Genomic DNA, 16,535 nt, shown 5'->3' with positions numbered 1-16,535 from the left:
TTGGCAACGGCGCGCGACAATGGACAAACGTGCCCCACAAAGGTTCCTGCGCGGCGTGCCGCAACGCCTTTTTCCGGCGCGGGATCACACGTCCCGCGACATTCCGCATCAGCTTGCGCCGGCACCATCCTGTTTTTCAGTGGATTTCGACGGCAATGCCGTGGGGCCATCCGGACTCAATGTGTCTTTCAATGCCGCCTGCAGACGCGCATGCAGGCGCACGAGTCCGCGCCAGAGCACCAGCGCTGCCAGCACACCCGCGACGATCAGCATCAGCGCCACACCGCGCGGCGGCAGAATCGCCGAACTCAGGGCCACCACCAGCAAGGCCAATGCCACCAGCGTCAGCAAGGGAATGATCCGCGCGAGCACGTTGCGGATCGCAAACGTGTACTGCCCGGCAAAACGCTCGCGGATACCCAGCTCGGCCAGCAACATGCCCAGCGCGTCCGACTTGCGGTACACCGCGATCAGCATCGGCAGCGACAGGAACAGCGCACAGGCCCAGATCACCGAATGCCGCGTGTCGCGATCGATGCCGAACTGCGAGAAGAACCGCCAGTTGTGTGCATTGACGTACGCGCCGATCACGAACAGCGTTACCACCAGCGCGATGTTCACGCCGATGTGCCACAGGAAGCGGCGGAACATCGCAGCGATCACCGCGTTCTCGTCCACCGGCCGCAGATTCTCCAGCCATTCGCTATAGCTGCGCGCCAGACTGCGCATCGGACGCGGCACTACACGCGACATGCCGTCGACGATGCGGTCGGCCGAACGCACCAGATACGGCGACATCGCCATGCATAGCACCGACACCGCCACGGCCACCGGATAGATGAAGTCGCTGACCACACCCAGTGAGACGCCCAGCGTGGCCATGACGAAGGAGAACTCGCCGATCTGCGCCATGCTGAGTCCCGTGCGCATCGAGGTGCGCGCATCGTGTCCGGTCAGGAACACGCCCAGGCTCACCGCGAACGTCTTGCCGAGCACCACCACCGCCGCGATGATCAGCGCCGGACCGATGTAGTGGTACAGCATCGCCGGATCGATCTTCAGCCCGATGGCGACGAAGAACAACGCCGCGAACATGTCGCGCAATGGCTCGACCAGGTGCACCACACGACCGGAGCTGCGCGACTCGGCCACCACCGCGCCAGCCAGAAACGCGCCCAGCGCTACGCTGAAACCCATACTCGCCGCCAGCAGACAGGCACCGAAGCAGATGCCCAGCACGCAGATCAGCAGCACCTCGTCACGGCCGTATCCGGCCACGTGATCGACCAGGCGCGGCAGCAACAGCAATCCCAGAATCAGGCCCACCACCACGAACAGCCCCAGATGCCAGACCACACTGATCGCGTCGGAGGCCACCGTGCCGCCCAGCGCCACGGCGGTCAGCACAGTCAGCAGCACCACCGCCATCACGTCCTCGGCCACCAGCACGCCCACCACCAGCCGCGCGAACGGCTGATGCCGCAGCTTGCCCTCGGCCAGCATGCGCGAGGCCACCATGGTCGAGGACAGCGCCACCATCGCTGCCAGGAACAGCGCGTCGATGCGCGACCAGCCCAGCCACTCGCCCAGGCTGTAGCCGAACCACAGCATCAGGCCGACCTCCGCCACCGCCGCCACCAGCACGCCCGCGCCGACGCTGCGCAACTTGCGCACGCTGAACTCCAGCCCCAGCGTGAACATCAGCAGCACCACACCGAGATTGGAAATGTCGTTGATGGTGCGCGGATCGGCGACCAGCGGGCCCGGTGTGTGCGGACCGATCAGCACACCGACCAGGATGTAGCCCAACAGCGCCGGCTGACGCAGTCGATGGAAGATCAGCGTGGCCGCGCCGGCGACCAGCATCACGATGGCGAGGTCGCGAATGAAGCCGATGTCGTGCATAGATGCTCCCCGAGGTCTTGCGTGCAGTATGCCGGACACTCCCCGAACCTTGCCGGAATCCCTTTTGCGACAGTGCTTTCGGCGCCCCCGGAAAAAAAGTTGAAATTGTTTGCACGAAAACGCTTGACGAAGAGGGGGCACATCTCTATTCTTTCGCGCTTCCAGCGGCGGGGCCATAGCTCAGCTGGGAGAGCGCTACAATGGCATTGTAGAGGTCGCCGGTTCGATCCCGGCTGGCTCCACCACTAAACCCTGTCCCCATCGTCTAGAGGCCTAGGACACCACCCTTTCACGGTGGCGACCGGGGTTCGAATCCCCGTGGGGACGCCAAGTTTGGCAACAGGGATGAAAGCTGGAAACACAACGCGGAGCGGTAGTTCAGTTGGTTAGAATGCTGGCCTGTCACGCCGGAGGTCGCGGGTTCGAGTCCCGTCCGCTCCGCCACTATTGAAGAAAAAAGCCCGCCTCGCGCGGGCTTTTTTCTTGCCCGGAATGCAGCACGACGGCGCACGCACGACGCAGCGCGCCACACGACCAGACCGCACGGCGTCACTGAACAAAGCGGAGTGCATGCCCCGTGCCGAAGCCCGGAACTCAGGCGTAACGCACCTTCGGCGTCTCGTCGATGCGCTGCAGCGTGCCGATGGAATGCCCCTGGTCGGCCAGGTATTCCAGCCAGCGATTGAGAAAGCTGTTCATGCGCAGACGATGCTGCATCACCGTGCGCGCCTCGGGAAACGGACCCAGCACCTGCCACAGGTGCCGGCCCGGTTCGCAGTGCCAGGCCTCGGCCTGCTTGGCATCGGTATACATGCGCAACTGTGCCGACGGCGTCGGCAACCCCGTGCGCTCATCGACGAAGCCGTAGCTGAGGTCCAGTTCCAGCGTGTAGCGATGACGCTCCAGCACGTGCATGTGCACCTGCAGGCCGTCGCCGGGATCGGACGCATAGTGCCCGGCCTCCAGCCGATGCGGCGCGAACAGGCGCGCCAGGCGCGCATAGTTCTCCGTATACAGCCCCATCAGATAACCGAAGCGGCTGGGCAGAACGCTGGTCGGACGGTCGAGAATCTCGCTCATGGCCCGATGCTAGCATCGCCGCGGTCGACGCCGCGACAGGCCGGACATTCTCTTACGCACAGGTTCAGAACACGTCCCGTTCCAGCCCCATATGGCTGAGGATGCGCGAGGCGATCTCTTCGATCGACAGGTGCGTGGTGTTGATCTGCGGAATGTTGTGCGTCAGGAACATGTGCTGCGCCCTGCCCAGTTCCCAGCGCGCCTGCTCGACACTGGCATAGCGGCTGTTCGGCCGCCGCTCGGAGCGGATCTGCGCCAGGCGCTCGGCGTCGATGTTCAACGCATACAGGCGCGGCTTGTGCACCCGCAGGAAACTCGGCAGATGGTCCTGCTCCAGATCGTCGTCGGTCAGCGGATAGTTGGCCGCCTTCACGCCGTACTGCAGCGCCATGTACAGACAGGTCGGCGTCTTGCCCGAACGCGACACGCCGACCAGGATCACGTCGGCGTCGTCGAACTTGGTGCTCATGCCGTCGTCGTGAGTCAGCGCGTAGTTGGTAGCGTCGATGCGGCGGTCGTAGCGATTGGTGTCGACCAGACCATGAGAACGGTTCACCGCACCCGAGCGCTTGGTGCCCAGCTCCTGCTCCAGCTGCCCCATGAACGGCGCGAACAGATCGATCATCAACGCCCCGCTGCCCGCCACCACGCTGCACAACGCCTGATCCGCCATCGTGTTGACCACGATGGGCTTCATGCCGCTCTTTGCGTAGGCGGTCTTGATCCGCAGCGCCGCGGCCGCCGCCTTGTCCGCATCGTCCACGAACGGCAGGCGATGGGCGTCGAAGTCGATGCCCTCGAACTGGGCCAGAATCGAATGACCGATGGTCTCGGCGGTGACACCGGTGGAATCGGAAATGAAGAACACCGTGCGACGCATGCGCGGAAAACTCCTTGGAAGACGTGCCCGGCAGTCTACCGGAGCCGCGCTCGGCACCGCCCGTGTCCTGAACGCACGCCGCCGCAAACCTTGTTGTAGACGGTCCGGCAGGCGACAATACCGATTCTTTTCATGGCGTTTCACCCGTTTTCAGGGCGTTGCGTCCGTTCACCCCAAGGGAGTTCCCGTTTTGAGTGACCTGGTGCTTTGGCTCGACAGCCTGCGCATGACCGACCTTGCCAAGGTCGGCGGCAAGAACGCCTCGCTCGGCGAGATGATCGGCAACCTGGCCCAGCTCGGCGTGTCCGTGCCCGGCGGCTTCGCCACCACGGCCGACGCCTACCAGACCTACCTCGAGAAGAGCGGTCTGGCCGAACGCATCCGCAAGCGTCTGGAAACCCTGGATGTGGACAACGTCGATGAACTGGTCGCCGGCGGCAAGGAGATCCGCGGCTGGATCGTCGACACCGCCCTGCCCGACGACCTGGCCCAGGCCATCCGCGACGCCTACGCCAAGTTGTGCGAACAGGCCGGCTCCGACGACATCGCCGTCGCCGTGCGCTCCTCGGCCACCGCCGAGGATCTGCCCGACGCCAGTTTCGCCGGTCAGCAGGAGACCTTCCTCAACGTGTCCGGCATCGACGATGTGCTGCACACGGTCAAGGAGGTCTTCGCCTCGCTGTACAACGACCGCGCCATCGCCTACCGCGTGCACCACGGTTTCAAGCACGAAGACGTGTTCCTGTCCGCCGGCGTGCAGCTGATGGTGCGCTCGGACATCGGCGCCTCCGGCGTGCTGTTCACTCTGGACACCGAATCCGGCTTCCGCGACGTGGTCTTCGTCACCGGCAGCTACGGCCTCGGTGAAATGGTTGTCCAGGGCGCCGTGAATCCGGACGAGTTCTACGTCTTCAAGCCCACCCTGCGCGACGGCAAGCCTGCCGTGCTGCGCCGCCAGCTCGGTTCCAAGCAGCAGCGCATGGTCTACTCCGACACCGACGGCGAGCGCGTGCGCATCGAAGAGACGCCCGCCGATCTGCGCAGCCGCTTCTGCATCACCGACGCCGACGTCGAGGAACTGTCGCGCCAGGCCCTGACCATCGAGAAGCACTACCAGCGTCCGATGGACATCGAATGGGCCAAGGACGGCAACACCGGCAAGCTGTACATCGTGCAGGCGCGTCCGGAGACCGTGAAATCCCGCGCCAGCGCCACCCAGCGCGAACGCTTCGAACTGAAGCAGCAAGGCACAGTCCTGGTCGAGGGCCGCTCCATCGGCCAGAAGATCGGCGCCGGCAAGGCCCGCGTCATCAAGTCGCTGGAACAGATGAACCAGTTCCAGGCCGGCGACGTGCTGGTCGCCGACATGACTGATCCCGACTGGGAGCCGATCATGAAGCGCGCCTCGGCCATCGTCACCAATCGCGGCGGACGCACCTGCCACGCCGCCATCATCGCCCGTGAACTGGGCGTGCCCGCGGTCGTCGGCACCGGCAACGCGCTGCAGAGCATCACCGACGGCACCGAAGTCACCGTGTCCTGCGCCGAGGGCGACACCGGCTACATCTACGAAGGTCTGCTCGACTTCGAGCGCATCACCACGGACCTGGGCGACATGCCCGAGGCCCCACTGAAGATCATGATGAACGTCGCCAACCCCGAGCGCGCGTTCGACTTCGGCATGCTGCCCAACGCCGGCATCGGCCTGGCGCGCCTGGAAATGATCATCGCCAGCCACATCGGCGTGCACCCCAAGGCCTTGCTGGAATACGACCGCCAGAGCGCCGAGGTGAAGGCCAAGATCGACGAACGCATCGCCGGCTACGACGGCCCGGTGCCCTTCTACGTCGAGCGCCTGGCCGAGGGCATCGCCACCATCGCCGCCTCGGTGTACCCGAAGCCGGTGATCGTGCGTCTGTCCGACTTCAAGTCCAACGAGTACGCCAACCTCATCGGCGGCGACAAGTACGAGCCGCACGAAGAAAACCCGATGATCGGCTTCCGCGGCGCCAGCCGCTACGTCGACCCGACCTTCAGCGAAGCCTTCGGCCTGGAATGCAAAGCCGTGAAGAAGGTGCGCGAGGCCATGGGTCTGGACAACGTCTGGGTCATGATCCCGTTCGTGCGCACGCTGGACGAAGGCCGCAAGGTCGTCGAGGTGCTGGAAAAGAACGGCCTCAAGCAAGGCGCACACAGCGGCGACGAAAAGCCGCTGAAGATCATCATGATGTGCGAAGTCCCGTCCAACGCCCTGCTGGCCGAGGAATTCCTGGAGATCTTCGACGGCTTCTCCATCGGCTCCAACGACCTCACCCAGCTCACCCTGGGCCTCGACCGCGACTCCAGCCTCGTCGCCAGCCTGTTCGACGAACGCGACCCGGCGGTGAAGAAGCTGCTGGCGATGGCTATCTCCACAGCGCGCGCCAAGGGCAAGTACGTCGGCATCTGCGGTCAGGGGCCTTCCGACCACGCTGATTTGGCGGAATGGTTGATGGATCAGGGGATCGAGTCGGTTTCGTTGAATCCGGATACCGTGGTGGATACCTGGTTGCGGTTGGCGAAGCACAAGAAAGCCTGAACTTTCGGCTTTAAGTGATTGAAAAAAGCGGGCTTCGGCCCGCTTTTTCTTTGGGTGCCTACCGCCCATCAACCTGCGCGTTTGTAGGAATTCCCTGATTGCAGCGTGCGTTCACGGGAGAGATACTCGGGGTATTCCGCCCTTCTGTTGGTGATCGGGGGATCACCTTGCGACAGGATTGGGCGAAGCTCCGCGCATGCTGCGGAAGAAGGGGGTCATCATGAAAGCAACGCACTTCAAGTTGGATTCGGTAATCGCACACCTTGTGGTCCGACCTCGTCATGACCCGCGATTAGTCAGAACATAAAGAAAGATCCCGTCGCATACACTGCAAGTAAAAAACAATTTTTAAATCAATTTCTGCCATGCAATATGAGGAGCGTGTGAATTGAATTTAGGAAGATTTCATGTGGCCATAAATCGCATTGTTGTCGAAATAGAAGGAGCCAACCTTCCTGAATTAATGGCTCAACTTGAGACAACACTACAACAATCGATCCAGCAGCCAAACGACAACACAGCGAATGCGTTTCGAGAAAAACTAAAGGAAGTACGTGAAAGGCTAATGAGCGCCGAGTCAAACTCTGCTCACCCAACCTGGCTAGAAGCATTTATTGAAATAAATGCCTCTAGCCGCATAGGAAAAGGCCTATTGTCACGCATAGATAAAACTATACAAGAAAATAATATGACACCGTCATTAGCATTATCAAACATCAAAAAAATAAACGTTGATTTTAAGCAGTTTTTTGAACGAGCAAAAAGCATTGATGATAGCTTAGGGGATCTTGGAATTGAATTTGATGACCTCGACGATGGAGAATTTGAAGTAGGCTTTTCAATACCCAGAAAAATAACGAGCGATAGACTCATTTCTCTAAATAAAGAGATATCAGAAATTGATTATTGCATTAGAACAATTAGTGAGATATCAAATGAAGATGGCAGCAGCCCCTCGGTTTCGACAATTAGCGCATCTAACTGGCACATTTTTTTAGACTCCGCACCAGCCACAGCAGCCTGCATAGCAATTACACTCAATAAAATTGTAAACTTATATAAAACAAATCTAGAAATAAAAAATTTAAAACGCCAGCTCGACGAAAAAAATCTCCCTGAAAAAGTTACAAGGCCACTCGAAGAATACATCGAAGAGACCGTTGCCAATCATCTAAGAAAAATTGGAGATGAGATTGTGGATGAGTTTTATAAAGGCGACGAAGGCAGGAAAAATGAACTGAAAAACGGCCTTCCTCGAGCCCTGCGCTATTTAGCGGGTCGACTTGACAAGGGCGCCAAAATTGAAGTCAACGCAAGACCAAGAAGCAACGATAATGAAGGAGAAGAAAATCCCGAGATCACCAAGATTAACCAGTCGGTTGACTTAATTAATAAAAATATGTCAGAAATTACCTCTCTTGAAGTTGACGGAAACCCCACCCTGTTTGTCGATTACGACCAAGAAGTAGAGAAATCAAACGACAGTGACTAACTCAAAAAAGGTGTCACCATTTCGCCGCCGCCTGTCAATAGAACCATAGAAGCCCGTCTCCCCGCTGCCGGGGAGATCGGTGCCACGTAGCCAGGGGGCCGACTTCCGCTGCGTTTTGTTCGGCGCGAGGATCGCGCCAGTCACCGTTCTGGTTGCCAGCCAAACACTCGTCGGTCAACGTGGGATCCGTCCAGGTGCGCGCTTGCGCTGCACAGAATCACGGGCTCTTTCGTCCCACCCCCTTCATGGCTCGGTCCGCGTGCGGTCCTGTCTGCTACGTGGAGGCCGACGGTCGAAAGAAAAATGGTGTCAGGGACAATTTCTCCACATGCGATACGGTTTCGATATCGATAAGCATGTAACTCTGTACTGACGCAAATCGTAAACGAACGCCAAAAACGGTTCCAGGTTCACTTACAAGCGTTTGAAATTGCCGGCACTTCCTAACCAAGGAGCCGGAGGAGTGCAAAGAACAAAGGTGCCAGGGACAATATCTTCGAGCATTGGCACGGCTCAGAGCGACTGTTCGCGATCACACCACAGGGAAGTATCTATGCGCGTCAAATTCCACCCTCACCTCGGCGTCATGCTCCTGCTTCTGATGTCGATCGTGGTCTCGCTCTCCGGCTGTAGTCAGCAGGCGATGCTTGATGGATTCACCAGCAAGCCGGATAAGCAGACGGCGCTAGAGGCCATTCATGACCTGCAAACAGGTCATCTGGATGCGCTTTTGCAGCGCTTCGACCCGACCGAGATCGGAGCGGATGCCCAGGCCAAGCTGAAGAAGATGGTGGATATGCTGCCCTCGGGCAAACCGCTGTCTCACAAGCTGGTTGGCGCCTGGCACATGAGCAAGCTCAACGGTGACAATGACGGGAAAACATCCCGACTGATCTACGAATACCAGTACCCCGGCCATGCCTGGGTGCTGATCACCGTCACGCAGCATGTCGACCAGCGCGGCCGCATGATCACGGGCATGTGGATCAACCCGCTTACCGATTCGGTGGAACACGCCAACCGTTTCACGCTGTACGGCAAGGGCCCGGGATACTTCGCGATGCTGGCCGCCGTCATCGGCGTTCCACTCCTCGTTCTCTACGCCCTGATTCGCTGCATCCGCACCCCGATGCGCCGGCGTAAATGGTTGTGGATCGTGTTCATCCTCTTCGGCGTGACGTCACTGTCCCTGAACTGGACCACTGGTGCCCTGCACTTCAACCTCCTCACCATCCAGCTGTTCGGCGCGGGGGCTCAAGCGCAGTTGTACAGCCCCTGGATTCTGAGCGTCGGACTGCCCGTGGGGGCCATCGTATTCCTGCTCAAACGTCGCAGCCTGATGCGTTCCGAGGAATCATCCACCACGGTGCAGGACGAAGCGGCACCGGATTCCGAGGCGACGGCCCAGTAGATGTTCGAGAAGAGCGGGACGGGAAAACAGCCCCGCCGCAAAGTGGCTGTTCGGATACAAAAAAAGCCCGGCACATGGCCGGGCTTTTTCTTGCATGACGGATCGGGTCAGAGAATCTGAACCTGATCGGCCTGCATGCCCTTGTCGCCCTTGACGGCCACGAAGGAGACCTTCTGGCCTTCCTGCAGGCTCTTGAAGCCCGAGGACTGGATCGAACGGAAGTGGACGAACAGGTCCTCACCGCCGTCTTCACGGCTGATGAAGCCAAAGCCCTTGGCATCGTTGAACCACTTGACGGTACCGGTTTCGGTCTGAGACATGATTTTGCTCCTTGGAACGGATGAAAAGCCGCTGTGCGGCAGGAAGCTGGTTGCAAGGAGGAAAAGGGTTCAACGATGTAGTGCAACTTGAATCTACAGCATCGGGCCACGATTCAGTGTGACCCTTGAAACTCAGCGCAGCCACTGTACGCGCTATTTCGCGGGGTAGCAATCAAATAAAGCGTCCGCCATCAAAAATGGCGAAAAAAATGGTGCTGGGGACAATGAGTTTCATTGGGCCCAAAAGCACAGAAGCGATGAAACAGTGCATCGATAACACCGCAGCCGTTGCCGCTCCTTGCCAAACGCTCTCGCCTCAGGCATCTGAAAAAGCGGAGAAACGGTGGCGGATACACCTGCATCCGTTTGAATTGGCCATGAAAAATGCACCGATCGCCGTCCCTGGCACCATGAAGCCAGCGGTCGAGAGTGGGTCAACGTTCACCCGCAAGTGTTTGAAATCACTTCCTGATAGACGCGCCGAGTCGGCTTTTCTACGGGACTGCAGCGTGTCATCCTAGCGGGGAATCGACGTATCGTGGCAGCGACTCAAGGAGTCAGAGCACATGGGCATCGAGTTGACCGAATACCTGCACCTCATGGCGCAACGCCAGGCCTCCGACATCATCTTTTCGGCGGGAGCGCCACCGAGCATCAAGATTGACGGCGAAACCAGCTACCTCGGGAAGGATCCACTCGACCCGGCAGCGGTGCACGACATTGCCTACGCCATGATGAGCGAGAAGCAGCAACGCCAGTTCGAGCACGAAATGGAAATGAACCTGGCGCTGTCCCTCTCCGACATCGGACGCTACCGCATCAACATCTACCGCCAGCGCGGCCATGTCGCGGTGGCGGTGCGTTATATCAGCAACAACATCCCGGGCATCGAGGCACTGAACCTTCCGCCCATCCTGCACGACCTGATCATGCTGCAGAACGGCCTGGTGCTGATGGTCGGCGGCACCGGATCCGGCAAGTCGACCACGCTTGCGGCGATGATCGAATACCGCAACCGCAACCGCAGCGGGCATATCCTCACCGTCGAAGAACCGATCGAATACGAACATGTGCACCGCCGCTCGATCGTCGATCAGCGCGAAGTCGGACTGGATACGCTGAGCTACGCCAGCGCGCTCAAGAACGCCATGCGCGAGGCGCCGGACGTGATCATGATCGGCGAAATCCGCGACCGCGAGACCATGCAGGCGGCCATGGCCTATGCCGAGACCGGTCACCTGTGCCTGTCGACGCTGCATGCCAACAACGCCAACCAGGCGCTGGACCGCATCATCAATTTCTTCCCGGATTCGGCCCATCATCAGTTGTTCGTCGACCTGTCGCTGAACCTGAAGGGGGTGATCTCGCAACGCCTGCTGCGCGGCACCGACGGCAAACGCGTGCCGGCGGTGGAGATCCTGTTGTCGACGCCTTACGTGGCGTCACTGATCGAGAAAGGCGAACTGTCTTCGATCAAGGAGGCGATGAAGCAGAGCGGACAGCACGGCATGCTGACTTTCGATGACTCGTTGTACGAGTTGTACGCCAGTGGACGAATCAGCTATGCCGATGCGCTTTCCCATGCCGATTCACATACCGATCTGGCCTTGCGCGTGCGCCTGGAGGGACCGGCACCGACCGAAGGAGAGCATGAACTGGACAACGTCGGTCTGCTGAGCGACGACGACGAAGAGACCATAACGGGGACAGGCACACCTCCGAACTAACGGGGTCGCCATTTCGCCGTCTCCGCCAATGGAACCCAAACGCCCGTCTCCCCATTGCCGGGACCGGTTGCCACGTAGACATCGGCCCGCCTTTCGCTGCGTTTCATCGCGGCGCGGGGATCGCAGAAAAAGGGACGGAGGCGATGCATCACATCACCAACAAAGGATGAAACCTAGCGACAGCACGGGACGAAGCGATGCTGGATTCCGTGACTGCAGGCCCGTAGTTGTCAGAGGACCCGGCCATGTCGCCGAGCCATCTCCGTGCCGAAGCTCTCGTCCAAAACCAGCCCGACCGAAGCACCCCTGTGCATGATGCGGACTTCATCGCGAAAGCACCCTCAAGCCGATCGCTTTTGTAGGACAACTCCGACCATAGACTCGGAAACGGCGGCAACGTCGTCGAATACACCCCTTCTTCCGCGCATCAGGGCACGCAGCTTCAGCTCCTGGCCCAAACCTAGTGCTTAGGAAGTAGGCGTTTCCCGATACCTGCATCGTCACCGCAGGCGAATACTCCCATGACATGGCCGCCGCCAATCAACGGTTGAACGCGGCATCTGGAAGAGAGACGAAGGACATCTGCTCCGGCGATATCGCCTTCGTCCTCCGAATACGTCAAGGAGACGCCTCCCATGCCATCGATCTTTTTCCCCGAACGATTCTTCGGCCGCGGCAACGACAACGGCGATTACTACGTACATCAGGTGACCGACCGCGAAGCCGGTATCGATGACATGTGGTGGTTCGGCGAACACGACACGCTGCAATGGGCACAGGTCTTCAAGGGGCGCTTCATTCCGGGAGAAGCGGCGGACGATCGCTGGGAAGGCACATTCATCGACGTCCCGAAGGGTCTGACCTGCAACCACGGTCCCCTGAACCTGGAAATGCGGCCGGTGTTTGCCGGCCCTCCCCTCGTTTCCATTCTGCGGCAATCGCGACCGTTCGGTCTTTCCGGACTGCGCACGATGCAAGTGAATGCGCCGGTGAACCGCTCTGTCGCGCGCGTCCAACCGGGTTTCGTCGGCTCGGGCCTGGAGAATCTGACCGGAGTCTGGATCGGCGACGATCACGGCACGTACTACATCCGCGAGGTATCGGGCACCGGCGAAATGGCCTGGGTCGGCGAGAACCCGGAGGCCGAGCCGCATTCCGACGAAGAGCCGGGACGACGCTGGGTCAACGTGTTCATGGGGCAGCGCGAGGGTCTTCGAATCCAGGGGGAATGGGCCGATGTGCCGAAAGGCGAAGTGAATCAGACCGGCGCACTCGATATGCAGATCGTCGATGAACGGCATATCCGCATCACCCACAAGACCGGCGGCTTCGGCGGAAACGCGTTCACCCGCCAAGACGACCTGCAGATCGAACTGCGCTGGATCTCGCTGGAAATCATCGATCAGCAGGAATGGTTCTTCGAGGCCGACGAACCCTACTTCATGGCGTTAATGGTCAAGATGGATGGATCCGTCGTCGATCATGCGGACCTGCCCGGGGCAAGCGCGCACATCGACGGCTTCGTGTCGCCGATGCTCGGCGACAACGTCGGTGTCCATTCCATCCCCAACCCCATCCCGACCAACGACCTGCCCGTCTACACGACAGGCATCCGCCCCATTCCACACGCCGATCTGGATGAAATGCGTACCGTGTTCGGCATTGCCGTGCGTGGCTGGGAAAAGGATTTCTCCAGCAATCGGTGGATACAGGACCGTCTGGCGGACTGGCGCAACGTTGCCCAGGAACGGCTCGATCGTTCGCTTCGCGCGGACGGCGCCGTGCAGATGAGTCGCGATACCGGTGCGTGGCACGAAACCTTCTCGTGGAAGAACGAGGACGACAACTTCGGACTGGCCACGGTGGCGTTGTCGATGCGCGACATCCTCTCGCTGGTCGGCAGAACGCGCAATCTCAGCTTCGACCTGCGGGGCAGCGACGTTCACTATCGTGTCCGCGCCTCGCTGACCGTGCATGGGGCGCGGGGAAATTGTCGCCCCTGAGTTTTCGGACCGTTCCGAGGTCATCGCCTCGCAACGTCCGAACCCATGGATGCGGCATCGGCCCCATGGGGAAATCTGCGATGCAACGACTTTTCGTCTCGCCGTCCAGCGGGCGAATGACATCATCACGAAGGGAGTTCGTCATGACCGGTTCTCGATTTCTTGTTCGCTTGATGCCTGCAGTTGTCGCGCTGAGCGTACTGCCCAGCTGCATCCATCTCCCACCACTGGAACAGCGGCAGATCGTGATTCCGGCCAGCCAGACCGCCACGATAGAGGGATCCGTTCGGGATGAGCGTTTCGGTATCTGCTGGCCATCATTGAACCGGACGCCGATTGTTTCCTATACATGGAACGAATTCCTCAGAGAGGCTCATCTTTCCCCACCCGTGGTAACCGACTTGGCCAGCTACGTGGTTCGCGTCCATCGTGGACAGAGTTGTCACGAACGCTGGATGACCACATCCCAGGCAGCGGTGCAGTTCGACCTCTCCAGCGTGCCGCGCAATGCCGCAGTGGGTTCCGCACTGCTTGAGCTATCCGGCGGCTTGTCTCCCCTGGACCCGCCGATCGGCCGTGGAACCGCCGAGCAATGCAAGGTGATGTATATCGGTGAGGCCACCGAAGGATGGAGCGGAGGCATCTACTACAGCGGCGGTTCGCTCGGACCCCGCAGGTTCATCCCATCGCGGCCGGCGCGCCCGCACCCGGGGCCCAACGTTCACCCGCACCATGTGAATGTGACGCAAACAGTGAATGCGTGGCTGCACGGGACGCGACCGAACAATGGCTTCACGATCACGCCGGACATGACGCGAGCGCTGGCTGCATTCCACGCCACCGATCACGATGGCTTCATGTGCGATGCCGGGTTCAGCCACGCCACCCTGGTGCTGAATGTGCTGGTCCCGGCAGGCTGATGCACGAACGATGTCTTCGTCACCATTTCCGTGCCAGCAGGCGGAATCACGGACGCAATGCGTTCCGGGAAAGCCTGATTTTCTCATCCAACCACCACATCAACGCATGCATTCGACAAAAAACTCCATGCAAAGCGTTCACCGCACCAGCAGCCGCAACAGATACGTTTACAGCGGTTCGATTTGCTCGCGAATAAGAAGATGACTTAACGCACAGGATGACATCAGGGGCACGGCACCTCGAGGAGACGGCAACGATGAAATCATCGAATGAAACACTCAAGAGGATCCTCGCCAAGCTTGGCGAGGGCCTGGTTATCGGCGTGGGCGTTGCCATCGTGATCGGCTTGTACACATCGATGAGCAACGCTACCGACGAGCTGAGGAGAGCGGATGAAAGGCTTCAGAAGCAGGTTCAGATCAACCAGATGCTGAAGAACCAGTTGGAAGCAAGTGCCGATCAAACGAATCAGGTCAACAAGCTGTTCGAGCAGGTAAACAAGACGGATAGAAATATTGCCAGTCTGGCCGAGCGCGTGAAGACGCTGGAAAACTCACCACATTCCGACAAGAAAACTGCGCAAAGCCAAGCCAACTACGACTGGGGCAAGTTCCACCCAGCGCCCCCGCCCCGGCTACCCATCTCCGCACTCGACTCCGCAACCAGATCCGCGCAACTCCAGTCCATTCAAAGCGCGATCAACGAACAAAAAGCGATCAAGTAAACGTCCGGAGCGGGACAGGCAGGCCACGTTGCGAGTCATCCATGATGATTGCGCCAGCCAACAGAAAGGCGGACATCGCCCGCCTTTCTGTTGGAGGGTACAAAGGGCTACCGCTCCCGTCGCTGCAAAAATCCAGGCGATCAGTTCGTGGTAGTCGAGCACGTCCCCATGATTACGCACTGGTTATTCAATGCCGGACAGGATTCATAGCCAACAGGACACTTCGGCAGACGTTGCACGGCGGCATTCTTGACGCTGTTTGCATTGGAGACCGTCATCGCCTGCGTAGTGAAAGCCGCTCCAGCAAAGATGACCGCAACGGCGAGCGCATGCACCATAAACTTTTGTTTTTTCATTGCACTGGAATCCTTAGCTATATTAGAACTGGATGTATATACGTCCATATACAAGAGTCGGATCACCGTCCTCCGTATCGAGCAAGACCGCATCCATGAACAGTCCTGCCCTGCCACACTTATCAAAAAAACTTGGACGGGCAATATGCCCCCTGAAATGAGCGCCTCATCACCTATTGAAACGGATTTAGCTCGTCGATATCGGCGAATGTCGGAGGCGTGTCAGAGAGCGATTTCTGCACAGAGCAGAAGCCGCGCCTCGATGCATGGACTGCACTGGACGCAGAGATCAGGGTCGCGCCAACTGCGCGCGTTCGACGTTATCTTGGTGTAACTCGTGCGTATATTGATCGTAGGGCATCCACGTCTGCGCCAGGCACTGATTGCGCTGGACGCTGTCGATCAACTTGAAACACTCATTGCGCTGCCAGGACTGCCCGCTCGCATACAACTGCTGGACCGTACAGCCGGTCAGTCCGGCCAACAGGCACGCGCCCATCAGCAAACCGATCGGTTTCATACCGTATCTCCGTCACCCCTCGCACATCAGCTTGGCACGGTCCCGTCATGAAAAGAGTGGCCAGATTCATACTTTCCCCCAAAAATGGAGATCGAAGAAATCACGCCGCAAGCCCGACCGGACGCATTGATCGCCGTGGCCAGAAAGGGCCGGAACCCTATCTTCAACTGACAGAAAAGCATGCACGCAATCCTTGGCATCAACCACGTCACGCTGGCGGTAGGCGACTTGGCGCGTTCGTTCCAGTTCTATGTCGAAGTCGTCGGACTGAAGCCGATGGCTCGATGGACGCGCGGTGCTTATCTGCTGGCCGGCAACGAGTGGATCTGCCTGTCGCAAGATGACCAAACGCGCGATGGCCCGCTTCCGGAATACACCCACCTCGCCTTCACGATCGACAAGCCATCCTTTCGCCGCTGCAGCGAACGCATTCAGGCATACGGCGCCGCACGCTGGAAGGACAATCGGAGCGAGGGGGATTCGCTCTATTTCCTCGATCCGGATGGTCACAAGCTGGAGATCCACGTCGGCGGCCTGGAGAGTCGCCTGGCGATGCTTAGAGAGCAGCCCTACGAAGGACTCCGCCTCTACACGCAGGAATCCTGAAAAGAACGCCGG

General features: G+C 59.4%; 14 protein-coding genes and 3 tRNA genes. 11 read left to right on the top strand and 6 right to left on the bottom strand.

Translation table 11 applies throughout. From position 1 onward, the window contains the following. Nucleotides 1-108: 108 nt before the first annotated feature. Complete coding sequence (locus BTJ49_RS07630; protein ID WP_113064787.1) at nt 109-1,905, bottom strand: cation:proton antiporter; 1,797 nt, start codon at nt 1,903-1,905, stop codon at nt 109-111. Nucleotides 1,906-2,074: 169 nt separating this feature from the next. Here BTJ49_RS07630 and BTJ49_RS07625 point away from each other — a divergent pair. The 3 genes from BTJ49_RS07625 (at nt 2,075) to BTJ49_RS07615 (ending at nt 2,349) form a co-directional block, all read left to right on the top strand. Continuing rightward, a tRNA-Ala gene (locus BTJ49_RS07625) sits at nt 2,075-2,150 on the top strand. A 9-nt stretch (nt 2,151-2,159) separates the two neighbouring features. Further along, a tRNA-Glu gene (locus BTJ49_RS07620) sits at nt 2,160-2,235 on the top strand. Nucleotides 2,236-2,272: 37 nt separating this feature from the next. Next, a tRNA-Asp gene (locus tag BTJ49_RS07615) sits at nt 2,273-2,349 on the top strand. Between the two features lie 150 nt (nt 2,350-2,499). Here BTJ49_RS07615 and BTJ49_RS07610 read toward each other — a convergent pair. Further along, complete coding sequence (locus tag BTJ49_RS07610) at nt 2,500-2,985, bottom strand: DUF1249 domain-containing protein (protein WP_113064786.1); 486 nt, start codon at nt 2,983-2,985, stop codon at nt 2,500-2,502. Nucleotides 2,986-3,049: 64 nt separating this feature from the next. Continuing rightward, nucleotides 3,050-3,865 carry a pyruvate, water dikinase regulatory protein gene (locus BTJ49_RS07605; RefSeq protein ID WP_113064785.1) on the bottom strand — a complete coding sequence of 272 codons (816 nt, stop codon included), beginning with the start codon at nt 3,863-3,865 and terminating at the stop codon, nt 3,050-3,052. 190 nt (nt 3,866-4,055) lie between these two features. On the opposite strand from BTJ49_RS07605, the gene ppsA reads away from it, so the two are divergent. From ppsA to BTJ49_RS15840, 3 genes are all read left to right on the top strand, one after another. Further along, nucleotides 4,056-6,443 carry a phosphoenolpyruvate synthase gene (ppsA, locus tag BTJ49_RS07600; RefSeq protein ID WP_113064784.1) on the top strand — a complete coding sequence of 796 codons (2,388 nt, stop codon included), beginning with the start codon at nt 4,056-4,058 and terminating at the stop codon, nt 6,441-6,443. A 409-nt stretch (nt 6,444-6,852) separates the two neighbouring features. Then, nucleotides 6,853-7,935, top strand: coding sequence for a hypothetical protein (locus BTJ49_RS15490; RefSeq protein ID WP_146742299.1), 1,083 nt, complete (start codon nt 6,853-6,855; stop codon nt 7,933-7,935). Between the two features lie 553 nt (nt 7,936-8,488). Then, nucleotides 8,489-9,346, top strand: coding sequence for a hypothetical protein (locus BTJ49_RS15840; protein ID WP_206098383.1), 858 nt, complete (start codon nt 8,489-8,491; stop codon nt 9,344-9,346). A 107-nt stretch (nt 9,347-9,453) separates the two neighbouring features. Here BTJ49_RS15840 and BTJ49_RS07590 read toward each other — a convergent pair whose 3' ends face one another. Beyond that, the gene (locus BTJ49_RS07590) at nt 9,454-9,666 is read right to left on the bottom strand and encodes a cold-shock protein (RefSeq protein WP_113064783.1); all 213 of its coding nucleotides are present in this window, start codon (nt 9,664-9,666) and stop codon (nt 9,454-9,456) included. Nucleotides 9,667-10,232: 566 nt separating this feature from the next. Between BTJ49_RS07590 and BTJ49_RS07585 the strand changes: the two genes are divergently transcribed. From BTJ49_RS07585 to BTJ49_RS07570, 4 genes are all read left to right on the top strand, one after another. Further along, entirely contained in the window at nt 10,233-11,393 is a 1,161-nt protein-coding gene (locus BTJ49_RS07585; protein ID WP_113064782.1) for a PilT/PilU family type 4a pilus ATPase, read from the top strand. 635 nt (nt 11,394-12,028) lie between these two features. Continuing rightward, nucleotides 12,029-13,396: a hypothetical protein gene (locus BTJ49_RS07580; RefSeq protein WP_113064781.1), complete on the top strand. Its 1,368-nt coding sequence runs from the start codon at nt 12,029-12,031 to the stop codon at nt 13,394-13,396. 143 nt (nt 13,397-13,539) lie between these two features. Then, nucleotides 13,540-14,316, top strand: a complete 777-nt coding sequence (locus BTJ49_RS15485; protein WP_146742298.1) for a hypothetical protein — start codon at nt 13,540-13,542, stop codon at nt 14,314-14,316. A 257-nt stretch (nt 14,317-14,573) separates the two neighbouring features. Further along, nucleotides 14,574-15,041, top strand: coding sequence for a hypothetical protein (locus BTJ49_RS07570; protein WP_146742297.1), 468 nt, complete (start codon nt 14,574-14,576; stop codon nt 15,039-15,041). Between the two features lie 140 nt (nt 15,042-15,181). Here BTJ49_RS07570 and BTJ49_RS15480 read toward each other — a convergent pair whose 3' ends face one another. Next, a complete protein-coding gene (locus BTJ49_RS15480; protein WP_146742296.1) occupies nt 15,182-15,397 on the bottom strand; it encodes a hypothetical protein in 216 nt (71 codons plus the stop codon). 289 nt (nt 15,398-15,686) lie between these two features. Then, the gene (locus BTJ49_RS07565; RefSeq protein WP_113064778.1) at nt 15,687-15,917 is read right to left on the bottom strand and encodes a hypothetical protein; all 231 of its coding nucleotides are present in this window, start codon (nt 15,915-15,917) and stop codon (nt 15,687-15,689) included. 180 nt (nt 15,918-16,097) lie between these two features. Here BTJ49_RS07565 and BTJ49_RS07560 point away from each other — a divergent pair, with 180 nt between their 5' ends. After that, nucleotides 16,098-16,523 carry a fosfomycin resistance glutathione transferase gene (locus BTJ49_RS07560; protein WP_113064777.1) on the top strand — a complete coding sequence of 142 codons (426 nt, stop codon included), beginning with the start codon at nt 16,098-16,100 and terminating at the stop codon, nt 16,521-16,523. Nucleotides 16,524-16,535 lie beyond the last annotated feature (12 nt).

The organism is Oleiagrimonas sp. MCCC 1A03011 (assembly GCF_003267965.1).
In the GTDB taxonomy this organism is placed as follows: domain Bacteria; phylum Pseudomonadota; class Gammaproteobacteria; order Xanthomonadales; family Rhodanobacteraceae; genus Oleiagrimonas; species Oleiagrimonas citrea.
The sequence above is the reverse complement of the archived record's forward strand: the minus strand, read 5'-3'. Positions and strand labels throughout refer to the sequence as shown.

What these genes read in the sequence shown, in the direction of transcription:
- BTJ49_RS07630 (WP_113064787.1), bottom strand. Translation starts at nt 1,905, where the DNA reads ATGCACGACATCGGCTTCATTCGCGACCTCGCCATCGTGATGCTGGTC.
- BTJ49_RS07610 (WP_113064786.1), bottom strand. Translation starts at nt 2,985, where the DNA reads ATGAGCGAGATTCTCGACCGTCCGACCAGCGTTCTGCCCAGCCGCTTC.
- BTJ49_RS07605 (WP_113064785.1), bottom strand. Translation starts at nt 3,865, where the DNA reads ATGCGTCGCACGGTGTTCTTCATTTCCGATTCCACCGGTGTCACCGCC.
- BTJ49_RS15840 (WP_206098383.1), top strand. Translation starts at nt 8,489, where the DNA reads ATGCGCGTCAAATTCCACCCTCACCTCGGCGTCATGCTCCTGCTTCTG.
- BTJ49_RS07590 (WP_113064783.1), bottom strand. Translation starts at nt 9,666, where the DNA reads ATGTCTCAGACCGAAACCGGTACCGTCAAGTGGTTCAACGATGCCAAG.
- BTJ49_RS07585 (WP_113064782.1), top strand. Translation starts at nt 10,233, where the DNA reads ATGGGCATCGAGTTGACCGAATACCTGCACCTCATGGCGCAACGCCAG.
- BTJ49_RS07580 (WP_113064781.1), top strand. Translation starts at nt 12,029, where the DNA reads ATGCCATCGATCTTTTTCCCCGAACGATTCTTCGGCCGCGGCAACGAC.
- BTJ49_RS15485 (WP_146742298.1), top strand. Translation starts at nt 13,540, where the DNA reads ATGACCGGTTCTCGATTTCTTGTTCGCTTGATGCCTGCAGTTGTCGCG.
- BTJ49_RS07570 (WP_146742297.1), top strand. Translation starts at nt 14,574, where the DNA reads ATGAAATCATCGAATGAAACACTCAAGAGGATCCTCGCCAAGCTTGGC.
- BTJ49_RS15480 (WP_146742296.1), bottom strand. Translation starts at nt 15,397, where the DNA reads ATGAAAAAACAAAAGTTTATGGTGCATGCGCTCGCCGTTGCGGTCATC.
- BTJ49_RS07565 (WP_113064778.1), bottom strand. Translation starts at nt 15,917, where the DNA reads ATGAAACCGATCGGTTTGCTGATGGGCGCGTGCCTGTTGGCCGGACTG.
- BTJ49_RS07560 (WP_113064777.1), top strand. Translation starts at nt 16,098, where the DNA reads ATGCACGCAATCCTTGGCATCAACCACGTCACGCTGGCGGTAGGCGAC.